The organism is Bartonella sp. B39, from assembly GCF_053795145.1.
On record NZ_CP200036.1, the window covers coordinates 198,711 to 215,704 of the forward strand.

Sequence of the window (16,994 nt, forward strand, 5' to 3'; positions counted from 1 at the left end):
AATCCTGATTTATAAGATGAGTGAGAAAAGATATAATTTTTATTTTATAACTTGTTTGTCATATCTTCTTCAGAAAGCGCTTTTGCCAAGTCAATAATTTTTCGACGCACCTTAGCATCAGATATATTAGTAAAAGCACGCATGAGCTGGATTCCTTCACTGCTGGAGCAAAAGTCCATAAAATTGTTGTCACTTTCAGCAAAGCCTTCTACATGTTGCGTATTAATGCCTTTATCAAAAAAATAAGAAACAGGAACATCCATAATTTCTGCAATTGCTTGAAGACGACTTGCACCAATACGATTTGTACCTTTTTCATATTTTTGAATTTGTTGAAAAGTGATACCTAGCTTTTCACCCAATTTCTCTTGGGTCATTCCTAAAATATTACGACGTAAGCGTATACGAGTCCCAACATAGATATCTATAGGATCAGGTTTTTTTCTAGTCTCGGTCATAATGCAACTCTTTATTTCCAGCACCCTACTCTTAAACCAACATCAGATCTATATAAGGTTGGTTTATCATATAATTAGAATAATACGTAACACTTTTTCCCAATATTATACCGGTATACGCAACATAATACCTTAGTATATGGGCATCTGATTATTTAAGCTGTTTTGTAGAACCAAAACCGAAACGGCACAATAGCATAAGAATGAATAAGATAAAAGTAGAGAATATTCTGCATCCATTGCTTCCTATGGGGGTAATGGATGATGGAATCGGTGAATCAATAATGCCAACAACATTTTGTTGGAGAGCTACAATGATTCGTCCATAAGAATCAATAACAGCTGATATCCCATTATTGGCTGCTCGTATGAGGGGGATTCCCAATTCAATAGCACGAAGCTGTGCTTGTTGAAGATGTTGGTATGGGCCGGGTGTTACACCAAACCATGCATCATTAGTAACATTAATGATTGCTTGAGGAGAGAGGCCCTTAAAAGTCATTTCATTAGGAAAGATTACTTCATAACAAATCAGTGGAAGATAAGAAAATCCGTTTGGCATTATGACAGTGTTGCGCACACTCGCAGCACTGTATCCACCAATATTATCTGCAAGGATATGCAATCCAATTTTTTCTAATAAACTTTTATAGGGAAGATATTCACCAAAAGGAACCAAGTGAAGTTTATCAGAAGTGTTTAAAATATTACCTTTATTGTTAATAACTGCAATTGTATTAAAATATTGCATTTGTTGCGCATTGAGGGGATCATTGTTAGCGCGTATGGCACCAATGATAGCCCATTGTTTGGATTTTAGAAGAGAAGCAATGTGCATTGTGATTGTAGAGTTATCAGAGAGAAGGTAAGGAATGGATGCTTCTGGCCATACGATAAAGTCAGGTTCTGGATTGTGGTCGGCTGTTGGTGTTGCACTCAAGCGCATATGAGCTGCAAATATGGCTTCTCGTGTTGTATTACTTAATTTTATGTTTTGCTGGATAGAAGGTTGAACAATGCGCACCCAGTAACTATTCTCTGAGGCATCTGCTGTGTTGGCTACAGCGTTGAGACGATAAAATCCAAAGCCACTGTGAAGGAATATAAGCGCTAAGCAAAGAAAAAGAGCAAATTTCTTTTTTTCATTTGTTAATAAAACAGTGGGCAAACTGTAGACTAAGACGGCAAGAATATTCATTCCGTAAAGTCCAACAATTGCATCGGATTGCATGAACATAGGGGTTGGCATAGCTGTATAACCAAGAGCATTCCAAGGAAAGCCTGTGAATAAGAATGCGCGCAACCACTCTGCCAATCCCAGTGCAAAGGCTAAGACAAAGAAGCGTGCTATTCCTTTTGTCCATAATAAACCGACAATGAAACCAGCAAAAAACCAATAAAGAGAAAGATAAAGAGGAGGACAAAAAATAGCAAATGGCACCGCCCAACCAAAAGCAACAGGGTCTGTTAACAAAGCATTACACATCCACCAAAGGCTGCAAATAAAATAACCAAAGCCAAATATTCCACAACTTAGAGCGTAGATGAGAAAGCGTTTTTTATTGTTTTGGATGGTATGGATTGAGTCAAGGAGAACAATAAAGAAAGGAAAAGTTAAAAAGCAGAGAGGTGTTAAATAAAAGGGTGGAAGTGCAAGAGATGTTAATGCACCACACAGAAATACCCACATCTGCCGTTTCCAACCGGTTATGGAAAATAAAAAAGATGTGAGATTATTTAAAAACACTTGATTATTTTTCAAAGGAAGCATTTTTTAAAAATTCTCATTTTCTGGAATGCGAAAAATGCGTAGTCTCTTAATTCGACGTTTATCAGCTTCTAAAATACGGAATCGATAACCAGGCACAGCTTCAACAACCTCACCTTTTGCAGGAATGCGGTCAAGAATGGAGACAATTAAACCACCAATAGTATCAACTTCATCACCATATTCTCCCACGATGAAATCAGGGCCAAGAGCTTTTTCTACATCTTCTAGTTCGGTTCTTGCATCCACAAGCCATTTATTATTAGGCTCGCGCACGATAGCATTATCTACATCGTCATGTTCGTCTTCGATATCACCAACGACCAATTCGACAATGTCTTCCATTGAAACTAAACCGTCCGTACCTCCATGCTCATCAATAACCAAAGCCATTTGTGTTCGTGTGGTTTGCATACGTGTTAATAATTTGCTTGCTAGCATGGAACTTGGAACAAAGAGAACTGTTCGAATCAGATCTAATTTACCGATTGGGGTGTGCAAATGTGTATGATTTAACTGAAGCGAATCGGATTTTTTCTCGGTCTGGACTGAGTTAATAATAAAGTAAGTCACATAATTAAGGATATCACGGATATGGATCATTCCTCGTGGATCATCTAAAGTTTCAGCATAAACAGGTACGCGAGAATGGCCAATTTTTGCAAAACATTGAAGAGCTTCTCCAAGTGGAGTGTTTATTTCTAATGCCTTTATTTCAGAACGCGGAATCATAACATCATCAACGCGTGCTTCACGCAAGTGTAAGATATTATGCAGCATAGTACGTTCTTCAGGTGAGAAGAGAGTAGTATCTTTTTCATTGTCAGCAGTAAGTGCAACGGTAAGATCATCGCGCAGCGATGTAGAATTGCGTCCACGTAAAAACGAAAATAAATGATTCATCAGGGAGTATTTTTGATTTGCTTGGGGAAAGGAGGAAACTTCAATATTAGAAGGTGTTTGATTGTCATTTGGTGCATTTATTTTGTTTGCCATGATTTTGAAATCTTCAAACTTTCTTTTTGTAATAGAGGCATAAGAATTTTTAAATTGTATGATGGTGATATTAATTTCAAAAGTTAATTTTTATCATTTTTAAGACATTTTAGTGTAAGGGTCGTTTATGGAAAGCTTTCGAAGAATTTCTCTTTCAAGCTTTTCCATTTGATGAGCTTCGTCATCTGTTTCATGATTATAGCCAAGCAGATGGAGAACGCCATGCACAATCATATGTATCAAATGATCTTGAAATAACTTCCCCTCATTTTTTGCTTCAAGTAAAACAGTTTCTCGCGCAATAACAATATCGCCGAGCATGAGTCCGGGAGTTTGTCCAATTTTAAGTGGAAAAGCAGGAAAGGACAATACATTGGTGGGTTTATTTTTACCACGCCATTGCGCATTGATCTGTGCCATATGTTTATCATTCGTAAAAAGTAGGCTTACTTCGCTTACAACATTTTCTAATGAAAGATGATGCATTGTTGCTGTTAATACTTTTTCAGTGATATTATAAAGTGTTTCCTTATCATTCCACCCAGAACTCTCAACAGTTATATCAATAGTAATCATGAAAAATTGAACTCACTTTTTTATGAAGCGCTTGAAGATGGCATTTCTTGAATTTGTATACCAGAATCATGATCATAAGCACGGACAATAGCGGTAACAAGAGGATGGCGCACAACATCTTTTTCATTAAAACGAATGATTACAATATTTTCTACCTGTGATAAAATGCGTATCGCTTCAATTAAACCTGATTTTTGTCCGGCAGGCAAATCAATTTGGCTTACATCACCGGTGACGATCATACGTGTTCCTTCTCCAAGACGTGTGAGGAACATTTTCATTTGCATAGGTGTGGTGTTTTGCGCTTCATCAAGAATAACAGCTGCATGGGCAAGTGTTCGCCCGCGCATAAAAGCAAGCGGAGCAATTTCTATGACACCAGAAGCCAAAATGCGCTCTACTTTTTCGACTGGCATCATATCATAAAGGGCATCATAAAGTGGACGTAAGTATGGGTCGACTTTTTCTTTGAGATCACCGGGAAGAAAGCCAAGATGCTCTCCAGCTTCAACGGCGGGACGTGAGAGGATAATTCGTTCAATGATGCCACGCTCTAAAAGCATTGCAGCGTGAGCAACGGCAAGATATGTTTTTCCTGTTCCTGCCGGTCCTACACCAAAAACAAGCTCACTACGCTCCATTGCACGTATATAAGCATCTTGTGTTGGGGTCCTGGCATGGATTGTTTTTTTATGAGTACTTAATCGTGCAGGGATACGTTTTTTTGCAGGTTGGGTTATTTTTGGGGCTTCTTCCTGTTCCTGTAGCAAATTTGCCATAGCAATCGCTCCTTCTGTATCTGATAAAGTAAGCTCTTGATGTGTTTTGGCGTGTTCATAAAGCTGCTGTAATACATATTGTGCACGTTTTATAGCAGCAATATTTCCATGGATGAGAACTTCATTACCACGCGGATGAATGCTCAGTTCGAGTTTTTGTTCGATATAAGCAAGATTTTCGTCGAGTTTACCAAAAACCGCTTTCGCATATTTATTATTTTCAAAAATTAAAATAACATGATTAGTATCCAATGCGCTTGCTTTTCTCAAGATACCAGTACAGTCAGGATCAGCATTTATTTTCTCTTTAATGCGCTTGATCTTTTCGGTTGAAGCTTTCAACCTCTTCTCCCATATTTATATAAGTTTTGTATACGTTTTTAGTAAACTTTATAAAAAACAATCTATCTTTCATAGAGCATAGGCTTTAGATGTAATTATTTTCTTTAAAAATAAAAGGGTTTTCTAAAATCTTTATTATGAACAAGGCATTAGTAATATATCTATACATTTGCCATTTCACCGACAAAACTGTTTGAACTTACATTTTTAATGTGGATTGTCACTACGGTGCCTGTAGAGGCTTCTGTGTCTACGACAACAGGTAAAAGCCAAGGTGAACGACCTACCATTTGTCCCGAGTGACGTCCAGCCTTTTCGATGAGAACATCGGCTGTTTGACCAATTTTAGAACGCAAAAATGCATTTTGCTGTTCAAGAAGAAGCACTTGTAAATGTTGGAGGCGAGCATCTTTTACAGTTTCGTCAACATGATTCTTCATTGTTGCACCAACTGTTCCAGGTCGCGGTGAATACTTAAAAGAATAAGCGGAACTGTACTGCACTTGTTGAATAAGTTTAATGGTTTCTTCAAAGTCTTCATCTGTCTCTCCTGGAAATCCTACAATAAAGTCGCCTGAAAAAGCAATATCAGGTCGCGCGGTACGAATTCTTTCGATAAGTCGAAGATAATGAATGCTTTTATGTTGACGGTTCATTGCTTTTAGGATGCGATCTGAACCAGATTGAACAGGGAGATGCAGGTAAGGCATCAATATGTCAAGATCTCGGTGTGCAGCGATGAGGCTATCATCCATATCTCGCGGGTGGCTTGTTGTGTAACGCAGACGCTTTAAACCATCTAGTTTAGCGAGATGATAGAGAAGGTCGCCAAGGCGCCAAACCTTACCATTAGCACTTTGTCCGTGCCAACCATTTACATTTTGACCAAGGAGCGTAATTTCTTTGACGCCTGCTTCAATGAGTTGATGCGCTTCATCAGTAATTTGCTCGACAGATCGCGATATTTCGGCACCACGTGTGTAAGGAACAACACAAAAAGTGCAAAATTTATCGCAGCCTTCTTGCACTGTTAAAAATGCACTAACACCTCGGTTTCTTACAGCACGTTTATTATGAGGCGGTAAATGCGCAAATTTATCTTCAACAGCATAGTCTGTTTCGATAATTTTTTTCCCTTTTTTGGCTTTTTCTAACAAGTCTGGCAAGCGATGATACATTTGCGGACCAATAACGAGATCCACTGTTGGAGCACGGCGCAAAATTTCACTCCCCTCAGCTTGTGCCACACAACCGGTTACACCAATCATCAAAGGTTTGTCAGGTGCTCGTTCTTGACGCATTACGCGCAAACGTCCAAGATCAGAATAGAGTTTTTCTGCTGCTTTTTCACGAATATGACAAGTATTAACAAGAATAAGATCAGCATCATTTGGTGTTTGTGTCGTAACATAACCTTGTGAACTGAGACTGTCAGTCATTCGTTGGCTATCATAAACATTCATTTGACATCCATAGGTTTTGATAAAAACCTTTTTAGGAGAAATAGGAGGTATATTTTTAGGATTTACTTTATTCATAGCGCATGTCTAAATGTTTTCTACACAAATCTCAATCTATTTGCTTAAAAGTTTTTTGCATAATGATTGCATCTGTGCGACTGTTTTTTGACTGGTAGTAGGCAGGACGTTTAGCAATTTTTTCAAACTTGAAACGTTGATAAAGATTCAGAGCAGAAAGATTCGTTTCTTCTACCTCTAGGAAAAGTTTTATAGCTCCTTCGTGGTGAAGATGGCGAAGTATGCTATCGATAAGCAAGGTACCAATTCCTTGTTGACGCAAATGAGGTTGGACAGCAATTGTGATGATTTCTGCTTCATCAAGAATGAGACGGCATAGGCAAAAGCCTAAAATTTGATCTGGTTTACTAATGAAGAAGGCTTTATATCCAAAGATAGAGTGATCTTGTAGAAAATTATCAAAAGCTTGTTTTTCCCAAGCAGGGATAAAACAATTCTGATAAATTTTATGAAGGGGAGCGCTATCATCAGTTTGTAGCGGAGCAATCCCAAAATGTTTGTTTGTCAGCGAAAATTGAGACATTATTTTTTTCGTGGTAAAGCAAAATCGGTTTGTTTTTTTGTGTCAGCATTGCGTAAATAGAGGGGACGGGGCGAATCTTGAGGTTTTTTATTTGCAGCAAGGTGAGCATAGCTTACAACATCAGCTGCTTCGCGGAAGATTTGATCTTGTACGATTTTTCTGTTTAATTTATTATTTTTAATGTACAGTGCAACGATATCAGCTGCTGGACCGGTTAATATCGTTTGCTGTGGTAGATCTTCGAGGATATTCTCAATTGTTTTTAATCTTGGATCCCCCAAAGGGGTGAGGTCTTCGTTGAAATTTTGATGGTAGAACATATCTCTCCCTGCTTCAATAACAACAGTGATTGCTGATCTAGTGTTTTGATTGCTTGTTTGTGCTGCTAATGCTTCAAGTGCACTTACTCCAATAGCTGGTATTTTGAGCGCCAATGCCAAAGCTCTTGCTGTTGAAACACCTACACGCACACCGGTGAATGACCCAGGTCCAATATTGACAGCAATGCGATCAACTTGATTAAGAGTAATGTTGGCTTGGTCAGTTACTTGTGCAATGTACCCAATGAGTTTTTCAGCATGTCCTTTATTCATGCGTTCACTGATACGGGCAATAACAGATTTATGATGAATAAGTGCAACAGCGCAATAGATTGAAGCAGTGTCTATAGCAAGGATAAGCATAAAAATATTCTCGTTGAATAATGTGATACACAAAAGACTGTTGTATTTTTTAGTATTGTTTTTTTTGTTGGTGTACTTTGCAATATTTTTTAAGAAGATGCAGTTTCAAAATATTATATGGTTCAAATCGACCAATTTTATCATAACAAGGCTGCAAGTAGCAAGGATTACTATGGAGCAGGTTGAAGCTAAAATAATCCGCCATCCTGCTTTTTTTAATGAACGAATGTTAATGCCTAATCCTAATGCTGCCATTGAGATAACAGTGAACAACTGAGCAGTAAGTCTGATCGGGTTAATAGCCGTTTCAGGAATAAGCCCGCTTGAATGAATAAGCATCATGATAATGAAACCAATGATAAACCATGGGACGAGAGTGTGTAAACGAAAATGTGTTTGTGCTGATCGACGATAGATGATGGATAGGATAAAAATGACAGGCCCTAACATTAAAACTCGCACCAACTTGACAATTGTTGCAATTTGAACGCTCATGAAAGATATTGGCGCTGTTGCTGCCAAAACTTGTGGTACAGCATAAACAACCATACCTGCAAGCATGCCGTATTGACTAAATGATAAATTTAAAACTGGTTGTAAAAAGGGTAGAAGTAAAATGATAATAACGCTTAAAAGAGCGGTAAAGGCAATTGACGCGGCTACATCTTCGTATTTTGCATTAATGACAGGTGCAGTTGCAACAATAGCTGAATTACCACAAATAGCATTACCACATGCAACCAGCATTGCTAAATGTGGGGAAAGCCTAAAAAGTTTCCCAATGGCAAAACTGATAAGAATAGTTATGAATGTAATGAATACGATGCCAGCAAGCAAATTCCAGCCGGCTGAAAGAACAGCATGAATGCTAATGCTTGCACCTAGAAGAACAATAGCAATTTCGAGAAGTGTTTTTGCGCAAAAATTTATACCCTTTTGAAAATATTCTGGAAAAGTAAAACAACTACGCGCAATAGACCCCAGTAAGATTGCTAAAACAAGGCTTTCAAGCCACGTCTCTACAAAAAACTGTTTTTCAATAATTTCTAAACCATAAGCTAAGGCGGATATGAGCAGACACGCTAGAATACCAGGTCCAAAATCATTCAGAAGAGAGAAGCTTTTCTTGGGCATTTGGGGTATTTTCCTACAGAATAAAATAATGATGGACAAAAAGAACAATAGACAAGTGAGGGTAGTTTTAAAGATTGGTTCTTGCTTGTAAGGCAGCAGCTAATGTTCCATCATCAAGATAATCCAATTCACCTCCTACGGGTACTCCATGGGCAAGTCGCGTAATTCTAACTGAGAAATGAGAGAGTTGATCAGTAATGTAGTGAGCTGTTGTTTGTCCTTCAACTGTAGCATTCACAGCGAGAATAATCTCTGTAATTGGATTTTGTACAACACGCTGTATTAAAGAAGTGATATTGAGTTCATCAGGCCCTATTCCATCTAAGGGAGAGAGCCGGCCACCTAAGACATGATAACGTGCGGCTAAAGTTCTTGCGCGCTCAAGGGCCCAAAGATCAGCAATATCCTCAACGACAATAATCGTTGTAGCATCGCGGCGGGGATCTGTACAAATTGAACAGGGGTCAGTTGTATCTACATTGCCACAAACAGAACAAATACCGACTTTGTCTACAGCTGCTTGTATTGCCGCTCCTAAAGGTTCCAGTAATGCTTCTTTTTTTTTGATGAGATGAAGTGCAGCACGGCGTGCCGAACGTGGACCAAGACCTGGTATTCGTGCTAAAAGCTGAATGAGACGCTCAATTTCAGGTCCTGCGATGTATTTAGACATACTCTTATTCCAAGGGATTGGGTAAAATCCAGTTCATTAGAACGGAAGTTTGAAACTTGATGGGAGAGGTAACCCTGCTGTTACGCTTTTGGTTTTTTCTTCTATAGCTATTTCAATTTTCGCTCTGGCTTCATTATAGGCTGCCATAATCAAGTCTTCAAGGATTTCAGCTTCCTCAGGTTCGAGTAATGAAGGATCAATTTGCACCGCTGTTATAACATTTCGGCCACTTAGGGAAATACTAACGAGGTTACCTCCTGCATAGCCAACAGCTTGTATATTCGCTATTTCCTCTTGAATTTTTTGCATTTTTTCTTGCACTTCTTTGGCTTTTTTCATCACGTTCATCATTTCACGCATAGGAATGGGTATCCTTATTCATCATTAATATCACTTTCATTTTTACAAATATCAGCATTTTTAAAGTTATTGGGAATTAAATCAAAATCGTTTTCTTGTTTATTCAAACGAATATCGACAATTTTTGCTTCTGGGAAATAGTCAAGTATTTTTGCGATATCAGGATCTGTTTGTGCATTGGAAAAAAGAGTTTTTTGGATAGCCAAACTTTCTTCTTGTAGAGTTGGTCCGCCTCCTTCATTAACAAAGGTTATAGTCCAGCGTTTTTTTGTCCATTGGAAAAGATTTTTTTCTATATCACGTGCAAGCGAATGTGGAGCATCTTCAGCAAGTCTTAGGGTAATATGCCCTAGTTTAAAAGACACAGGGTGAACAAATTCTTTAACAAGGAGTTTGAAAGAAATCTCATTATACTGTTCGGCTAATTTAACAATGTCGTGCAAGGAATTAATAACTATGGTTTGGGGTTCAGTAATCTCTTTTGTTGTTTGCTGAGAAGAATGCGGTAAATTTGCAATATGTTTAGCCGAGACAACAAACGGAGAAATTTCAAGAGTTTCTGTTATTTGAGGGGTGTTACTGCTTTCGAGAGTATGAATTTTGACTGAATCTTTTGATTTTAAGGTTTGGTCCAATTGGTTTTTCAAGGGTGTTTTAAAATCTGGTTGATTTGTTGATGTATTTGAAACGTTTTGGAAAGAATGGGCATCTACAGCTGCCATTTTTGTTGTACTATTTGCACTTGTGGATTTTTGATGAGAAGAATTTTCGATAATTGTAAGAGAAGTTTTTTCTTGCTCAAGCTTTTTTAAAGCTTCATCAAGAGTTGGAAGATTTGAAGTATGAGCAAGACGAATCAAGAGCATTTCGGCAGCTTGAAGCGGACGCGCGGTTTGACTAATTTCCTGTAAGCCTTTGAGCAACATTTGCCAATTTCTGGACAAAACAGGAATGGAAAGTTTTTGTGAAAAATCTAAGCTTCTTAAACGTTCCTCTTCAGTAAGCGAGAGATTTTCAGCTATCTCTGGAGTGAAACGCAAACGTGTAACCAAATGATTGAAATCGGCCAGCTCTGTCAATACAGTGAGGGGATTGGCGCCTGCATCATATTGGTTGCGTAATTCATGCAATGCATTTACTACATTTCCTTTCATGATGAATTCAAAGAGATCAATAATACGTGCTTGATCGGATAATCCTAACATCGCGCGCACTGCAACAGCACTAACGTTGCCATTGCTATGAGCAATCGCTTGATCAAAAATGGACAATGCATCACGTACAGAGCCTTCAGCAGCACGTGCGATCATAAAGAGTGCTTTATCTTCTACTACCACGTTTTCATGTTGAGCAATTTGGCGTAAATGAGCGACCAAAACAGCTGATTCAATACGTCGTAGATCAAAACGTTGGCAACGAGAAAGGATTGTAATCGGAACTTTGCGAATTTCTGTTGTTGCAAAAATAAATTTTACATGCGTTGGTGGTTCTTCAAGCGTTTTCAATAAACCATTAAATGCCTGTGTTGAAAGCATATGCACTTCATCAATAATATAAACCTTATAGCGTGCGGAAACGGGACGATAACGTATCTGTTCAATAATTTCACGGATATCATCAATACCTGTATGCGAAGCCGCATCCATTTCTATAACATCGATATGGCGTCCTTCAATAATTTCTGTGCAATGCTCACCAATTGTGTTCAATACGGTTGTTGGTTGGTCAATATCTTTTGTTTTGTAGTTAAGTGCACGTGCCAAAATACGTGCTGTTGTGGTTTTACCCACTCCACGAATTCCCGTTAGCATCCACGCTTGTGCAATGCGTCCTTTTTCAAAGGCATTCGTGAGGGTGCGCACCATGGCTTCTTGACCAATGAGGTCAGAAAAATTCTGAGGTCGATATTTGCGAGCAAGAACACGATAGGTCGTTTCTACCGGCATATTTTCCATCAACGATTCCAACTTTGAAGCTCTTTATGCGTATATTTCAGTAACATAAAAACACAGGTTAATACTGTAGTCTAATATAAAAGGATTTTCTCTCAATCAATTTATTTTTTGAAAGAATTAGAACAATCTGCTTAAAGACAATTCATCTTCTTTATTTGCTGCATACATAACACAACTCTAAAAATTGAGAATTCTCCACTGAAAAACAGCAAAAACACGATCTATTCAACAAAATAGGAGGCTAGTACGATGACCCGTACCAGAACTCGTTGGGGCTGCTTCTTTCCAGACCTGACCCAGTTGGCGAGCAGTTCGTCCACCACCAACCTCCCACGCTCATATTGTCGATTTAAAATGAAAAATCAAGCTAAGAAACAAAAAGTATGAAAAAAACAACCGAATTTTTTCCGTTGCGCCTAATTTTTGTACTATAGGTGATAAAGAGGGTGGAAATCTATCAATTTTATTGAAGTAGTTCAACATATTAATTGGGTATGAAAAAATAGTTTTTCGTTCAACATTAAGGAGATACTCATTGACTAATATTTATTTAAAGATTTTAGTGTAGAAGATTTTTTTAATTTTCTCAATGAATTATGGAAAGTTTGTGGCAGTAAAAAACTATATGGAGCATACAGGTTATTCAATTAGCTGAAATTGGTAACTGAGAGGTAAATATTATTGCGAAATATTGGGCGTAGTCTGCACGATATCGCTTTAAATGGTTGATAAATTCTTGAACTGTGAGAGAAAAAGTAAAGTTAGTTTCTCTTATACTAAGTTTAAATGACTGTAGACTAAAATGCGGTACAATTACACGTTTTAGTATGACTAAAAGAATGAAATAGGATTCCCTGCACATGTATGTTGCGATATGCATTTTATTGTTAACAGAATATATCTACCATTTTACATCTTTACTCTATATGGCGACAAGATGTGAAACACACATACGGATCCAAGGCAGGACTTTTATTTTTTTGCTTATATATGATACAGTTTTTAAGAATTTTGATATAATCTTGCGGCACAAATGGATGCGATAACCTTGTTAAAAAATTCGCTTCGATAATGAAAATACAAACAATTTAATTGGCTGCAAAAATCACTTATATTTGGTTTTTAGATACAAACACTAAGAGTTTAAACCAACAAAAAACCTGGCATTAACAATTTATCACATCCGATTTTGAAAAAAATCTTATCTAAGCAATTGCATAATTCTGTATGAATCTCTCTGCTATCGGAGATACCATCAATCGTAATTTCCTGTATCGCAATCTGTTCCAACAACTTTCTTCTTAGTAATATTTTTAAAAACATGATTTCCTAATGAAGGGAAGCTTATATCGAGAGATTTTATACTTTTAAGTGTAAAGATTTCATGTACTTTATCATGTGTTATTTTTTCCTCATTATCAGCAACAATTTGTAATTTGTCTAAGTCAGAGGGGAAAGAGTATGATAAAGTAAAGGATGCTTTCTTGGGCTTAAATGCTTTGCAAGAGCATTCAGCACCTTGATGTCTTGTATCAGACACACCAATTGTAACACTTTCACATGGTGTAAAATCCCGTTTTTTCGCCAAATCCAGCAAATGCAGCACTGGAGAAAACGAGAGTGTTCGCGGCTAATAATCCTTTAGTGAAGATTCTTTCATTATTTTCCCCCTTTTATTCTAAAATACGAATAATCATAAATCAGTTTTCGTAAATATAAAAGATCAAACTTGATACAAAAAGCACGGTACAATTATATTTTGCAGCTTTATAAAAATCATATTGAATATTTCTTATATCTAAGACAATTAAAGCATTACTATTTGATGTATTATGAGAGAAATTTAAATTATTTTATGATCTAAATTGAAACATTTATAGTCATTCATTTACAATAAATTACCATAAAACATGATATGTATTTTCGACTTATATGAGAGAAATGGGATAGCAAAATAAAATTGTGTTTTAGTACTTGTGTTCTGTTTATCTTTTTTAAACGCATATCCTTCATTATATAACTCATGGAAGAATTTTATGAAGATAATTTAAGTATTCCATTCACAGGTGTTATTGCTCAGTTTCTTCTTCAGTGTCATTATGAAGCTGTTTTAGCAAAAAAGAGGCCTGTTTTTCCGAAGAAAGCTGTATCATAGCATTTTCATGATGTCTTGTGCGGTTCATGAAAAATTATGCAATTTAATTATTCTTCATACATGTGGCGTTCGATCGTTTTTAGCAGGATAAATACCGATAATGCGTAATTCAGCAGAAAAGAAAGCAAGCTCTTCTAGAGCGAGTTTCATCATGGGATCTTCAGGATGTCCCTCAATATCAACGAAAAACTGTGTTGCATTGAAATTTTCGCCAATTTGATAGCTTTCTAATTTTGTCATATTAATACCATTTGTAGCGAATCCTCCCAGTGTTTTATAAAGGGCTGCAGGGACATTGCGTACGCGAAAAAGAAGACTTGTGATGATCTTTTTGCCATTTTTGGGTTTAGGTACACGTTTTTGAGAACGCGAGAGGATAACAAAACGAGTAATATTATGAGGACTATCTTCAACATTTTTTTCAAGAATATCAAGTCCGTAGAGTTCTGCTGCAATCAGAGGTGCTAAGGCTGCTTGTGAACGTTTTGCATCTTTTTTAATAAATTTTGCGGCTCCAGCTGTGTCAGCAGAGGTGACAGGTGCCCAGCCATTTTCACGTATGATTTTTCGGCATTGTGCCAGAGCATGTGTATGGCTATGAACGGTTTTAATTTCATCATGTGTAACACCTGGTAGAACCATGAGTTGAAAATGGATAGGCAAAAAATACTCACCAATGATATAAAGGGAAGATTGCGGTAAGAGATGATGAATATCCGCAACACGGCCAGCAAGAGTATTTTCGATAGGAATCATAGCAAGATCAGCTTGCTCGTTTTCTACTAAGTTGAGCGCATCTTCAAAAGTAGCAGAGGGTACAGCATCCATATTTGGAAACATATTGAGGCAGGCTGTATGAGAATTGGCACCGTATTCTCCTTGGAAGGAAATTTTATTGTTTTTTTTAAGTGTTTTCATGCTAAAATTTTTCGTGCCCTTTCAAGATCACGTTGTGTATCGACGCTTAAGGGGACTGTATCCACTATTTCTACATCAACACGCATGTTATGCTCTAATGCTCGTAATTGTTCAAGTTTTTCACATTGCTCAAGCGGTGAGGGTTTGAGTGCTACAAATTGCTCAAGCGCCTCGCGGCGGTAGGCATAAATTCCAATATGGTGGTAAAGAGGACCATCTCCATAAGGCGCTGTTGCACGGGTAAAATAAAGAGCACGAAGGCGATTTTGAGAAAGTGGTGTACCAACAATTTTAACAACATTTGGATTTATTTTTTCATCGTCCTCAACAATTTTAGCGCCCAAAGTTGCAATATCAGTGAAGCTATTTTCTAAGGGGCGCAATGCACTGATGATTTCATGAGGCGTTATCGTTGGCAGGTCACCTTGTAGATTCAAAATGACATTGTAACGCCGTTCAGGATCAATACGAATTAAAGCTTCATAAATGCGGTCGGAGCCAGATTTATGATCACAAGATGTCATGATACATTCATGTCCATAAGCTGTAACAGCTTTAGCAATACCATGATGGTCTGTTGCAACGATAGTCCGACCCAATGCGGCTTTTTTTGCTCGTTCCGCAACATGAACAACCATAGGCTTTCCATCGATTTCAGCGAGGGCTTTTTGAGGTAGACGAGTTGAGCCTATACGGGCGGGAATAAGAATAATCGGTTCAAGTACCATTGCAAAGTTCCAAATGCTGTGTGTGCTGTATTTATAATTGTATGCTGCGTTTATAATGTTGTGTATTATATGGAAAAAGCTTAAACTAAAAGCGGTAATAAAAATATAAATGTTTGAATTTTTATGAATCGCTCGGCAGTCGTCTATTTTGTTTTTGCTTGTCTCTTTGTACTGATTATTTTGGTAGGAATTTTCACACTCAGCGATATGATTTACGATAATTCTACATCAGTTCAACCTTCTCATACAGTGATAAAAAATGATACATTCTCAGAAAAACAGAAGGTATCTGATAATTCTTTGTCACTAAAAGATCGTCTTCAACAAGGCAAACTTGAAAATGGGCGTAAAATTTTTCACCAATGCGCTATATGCCATACCTCTGGACGCAATGAATCCAGTCGTGTTGGGCCACCACTTTGGGAGATAGTTAACCGCCCTTTGGCGTCTGGAAAAGGTTTTGCCTATTCAAGGGCGTTGCGTGCGAACTCTGATCAAAAATGGGATTTTATGACTTTGGATCGTTATCTGCAATCACCGCGTAAAGCGTTTCCAGGAACAATTATGTCTTTTCGTGGGATCAAAAATGATCAAGATCGTGCCGATCTTTTACTTTATTTACGCAGTTTATCTGATCATCCTGTTCCTTTGCCAATGGATGGTAAAGAAGGTAAGTCAAGTCAGACAAAAGATAAACTATTTGAGAAATAAAGCATTCTAGAAAGAGATGTATTGGGGTTTCAATGTGTTTTTAATTCACTCAATCAATTTACTGTTTGTTGCATAGTGGAATCCACTACATAACACAAAACTATGTAGGTATTTGTCTTTAACGCGTTGGTTTATCATTGGCATATGTTGGTTTTTTATATAAAGGCTATTCCATTAAAACTTTGAGATTTATGCAATTAATGATGCGGAGGAGGAATATTGCTGCATAAGCAGATTTTCATTCTCAAGAATAAAAACTTATTATCTCAAATTTATTAGATAAAGAGGTGGGAGAATGCGTTGAGTTCGATAGCCACTTAAAATTGTGCATTGGTGATAAAGGTTCTGTCTGTATTCCTTTTTTTTTCTCTTGTTGGCAATGAAACAAAATATGCCTATAATTGATTGGATCAAAACAATCCAATCGAAGTTGGAAAATACAAGCATCAGACAAAATTCCATTGAAAATTTCACTTGAAAATAAAATTGCGACCATCTCCAGTTAGCGCTCTATCAACGAAAGTGAATAAATAGTTGCGTGGTACGTCATTTGAATTTTGTTGAAGTGAACCAACTAAGTGCCATAGAAGATAAAACTCGATAAAACTAAGCTTCGCTTATATTCCGAATACAAAAGAGAGTTTTAATATGCATTGGGGTATTTTCTGTTTTTTAAATAGCGCCATGAGTATTGGTG

At 37.4% G+C, this 16,994-nt stretch carries 15 protein-coding genes, 1 other RNA gene and 1 pseudogene; 1 reads left to right on the forward strand and 16 read right to left on the reverse strand.

Annotated elements, in window-relative coordinates; translation table 11 throughout:
* Positions 1–44 precede the first annotated feature (44 nt).
* From V4P57_RS00790 to V4P57_RS00865, 16 genes and pseudogenes are all read right to left on the reverse strand, one after another.
* Positions 45–458, reverse strand: coding sequence for a helix-turn-helix domain-containing protein (locus tag V4P57_RS00790; protein ID WP_455466318.1), 414 nt, complete (start codon positions 456–458; stop codon positions 45–47).
* Between the two features lie 151 nt (positions 459–609).
* Complete coding sequence (lnt, locus tag V4P57_RS00795) at positions 610–2,229, reverse strand: apolipoprotein N-acyltransferase (protein ID WP_455466319.1); 1,620 nt, start codon at positions 2,227–2,229, stop codon at positions 610–612.
* Between the two features lie 3 nt (positions 2,230–2,232).
* Positions 2,233–3,222 carry a hemolysin family protein gene (locus V4P57_RS00800; RefSeq protein ID WP_455466320.1) on the reverse strand — a complete coding sequence of 330 codons (990 nt, stop codon included), beginning with the start codon at positions 3,220–3,222 and terminating at the stop codon, positions 2,233–2,235.
* A 99-nt stretch (positions 3,223–3,321) separates the two neighbouring features.
* Positions 3,322–3,798, reverse strand: a complete 477-nt coding sequence (ybeY, locus tag V4P57_RS00805) for an rRNA maturation RNase YbeY (RefSeq protein WP_455466321.1) — start codon at positions 3,796–3,798, stop codon at positions 3,322–3,324.
* 20 nt (positions 3,799–3,818) lie between these two features.
* Positions 3,819–4,919 carry a PhoH family protein gene (locus V4P57_RS00810; protein ID WP_455466322.1) on the reverse strand — a complete coding sequence of 367 codons (1,101 nt, stop codon included), beginning with the start codon at positions 4,917–4,919 and terminating at the stop codon, positions 3,819–3,821.
* Between the two features lie 161 nt (positions 4,920–5,080).
* Positions 5,081–6,457, reverse strand: a complete 1,377-nt coding sequence (gene miaB, locus V4P57_RS00815) for a tRNA (N6-isopentenyl adenosine(37)-C2)-methylthiotransferase MiaB (protein WP_455466323.1) — start codon at positions 6,455–6,457, stop codon at positions 5,081–5,083.
* A 31-nt stretch (positions 6,458–6,488) separates the two neighbouring features.
* On the reverse strand, positions 6,489–6,980 hold the full coding sequence (gene rimI / locus V4P57_RS00820; RefSeq protein WP_455466324.1) for a ribosomal protein S18-alanine N-acetyltransferase: 492 nt from the start codon (positions 6,978–6,980) through the stop codon (positions 6,489–6,491).
* Entirely contained in the window at positions 6,980–7,663 is a 684-nt protein-coding gene (tsaB, locus tag V4P57_RS00825) for a tRNA (adenosine(37)-N6)-threonylcarbamoyltransferase complex dimerization subunit type 1 TsaB (protein ID WP_455466325.1), read from the reverse strand. The genes rimI and tsaB overlap by 1 nt, the downstream gene beginning before the upstream one ends.
* 105 nt (positions 7,664–7,768) lie before the next feature.
* Positions 7,769–8,797, reverse strand: a complete 1,029-nt coding sequence (locus V4P57_RS00830; protein ID WP_455466326.1) for a YeiH family protein — start codon at positions 8,795–8,797, stop codon at positions 7,769–7,771.
* Between the two features lie 67 nt (positions 8,798–8,864).
* Entirely contained in the window at positions 8,865–9,470 is a 606-nt protein-coding gene (gene recR / locus V4P57_RS00835) for a recombination mediator RecR (RefSeq protein ID WP_455466327.1), read from the reverse strand.
* Positions 9,471–9,506: 36 nt separating this feature from the next.
* Complete coding sequence (locus V4P57_RS00840) at positions 9,507–9,830, reverse strand: YbaB/EbfC family nucleoid-associated protein (RefSeq protein ID WP_455466328.1); 324 nt, start codon at positions 9,828–9,830, stop codon at positions 9,507–9,509.
* 14 nt (positions 9,831–9,844) lie between these two features.
* The gene (locus V4P57_RS00845; protein ID WP_455466329.1) at positions 9,845–11,785 is read right to left on the reverse strand and encodes a DNA polymerase III subunit gamma/tau; all 1,941 of its coding nucleotides are present in this window, start codon (positions 11,783–11,785) and stop codon (positions 9,845–9,847) included.
* A 233-nt stretch (positions 11,786–12,018) separates the two neighbouring features.
* Positions 12,019–12,116: signal recognition particle sRNA small type (ffs, locus tag V4P57_RS00850), an RNA gene on the reverse strand.
* Positions 12,117–13,040: 924 nt separating this feature from the next.
* A pseudogene (locus V4P57_RS00855) lies at positions 13,041–13,437 on the reverse strand (hypothetical protein).
* A 557-nt stretch (positions 13,438–13,994) separates the two neighbouring features.
* Positions 13,995–14,858, reverse strand: coding sequence for a prephenate dehydratase (locus V4P57_RS00860; protein WP_455466330.1), 864 nt, complete (start codon positions 14,856–14,858; stop codon positions 13,995–13,997).
* Positions 14,855–15,586, reverse strand: coding sequence for a 3-deoxy-manno-octulosonate cytidylyltransferase (locus V4P57_RS00865; RefSeq protein WP_455466331.1), 732 nt, complete (start codon positions 15,584–15,586; stop codon positions 14,855–14,857). The genes V4P57_RS00860 and V4P57_RS00865 overlap by 4 nt, the downstream gene beginning before the upstream one ends.
* Before the next feature lie 123 nt (positions 15,587–15,709).
* Here V4P57_RS00865 and V4P57_RS00870 point away from each other — a divergent pair, with 123 nt between their 5' ends.
* Complete coding sequence (locus V4P57_RS00870) at positions 15,710–16,297, forward strand: c-type cytochrome (RefSeq protein ID WP_455466332.1); 588 nt, start codon at positions 15,710–15,712, stop codon at positions 16,295–16,297.
* The last annotated feature ends 697 nt before the right edge of the window (positions 16,298–16,994 follow it).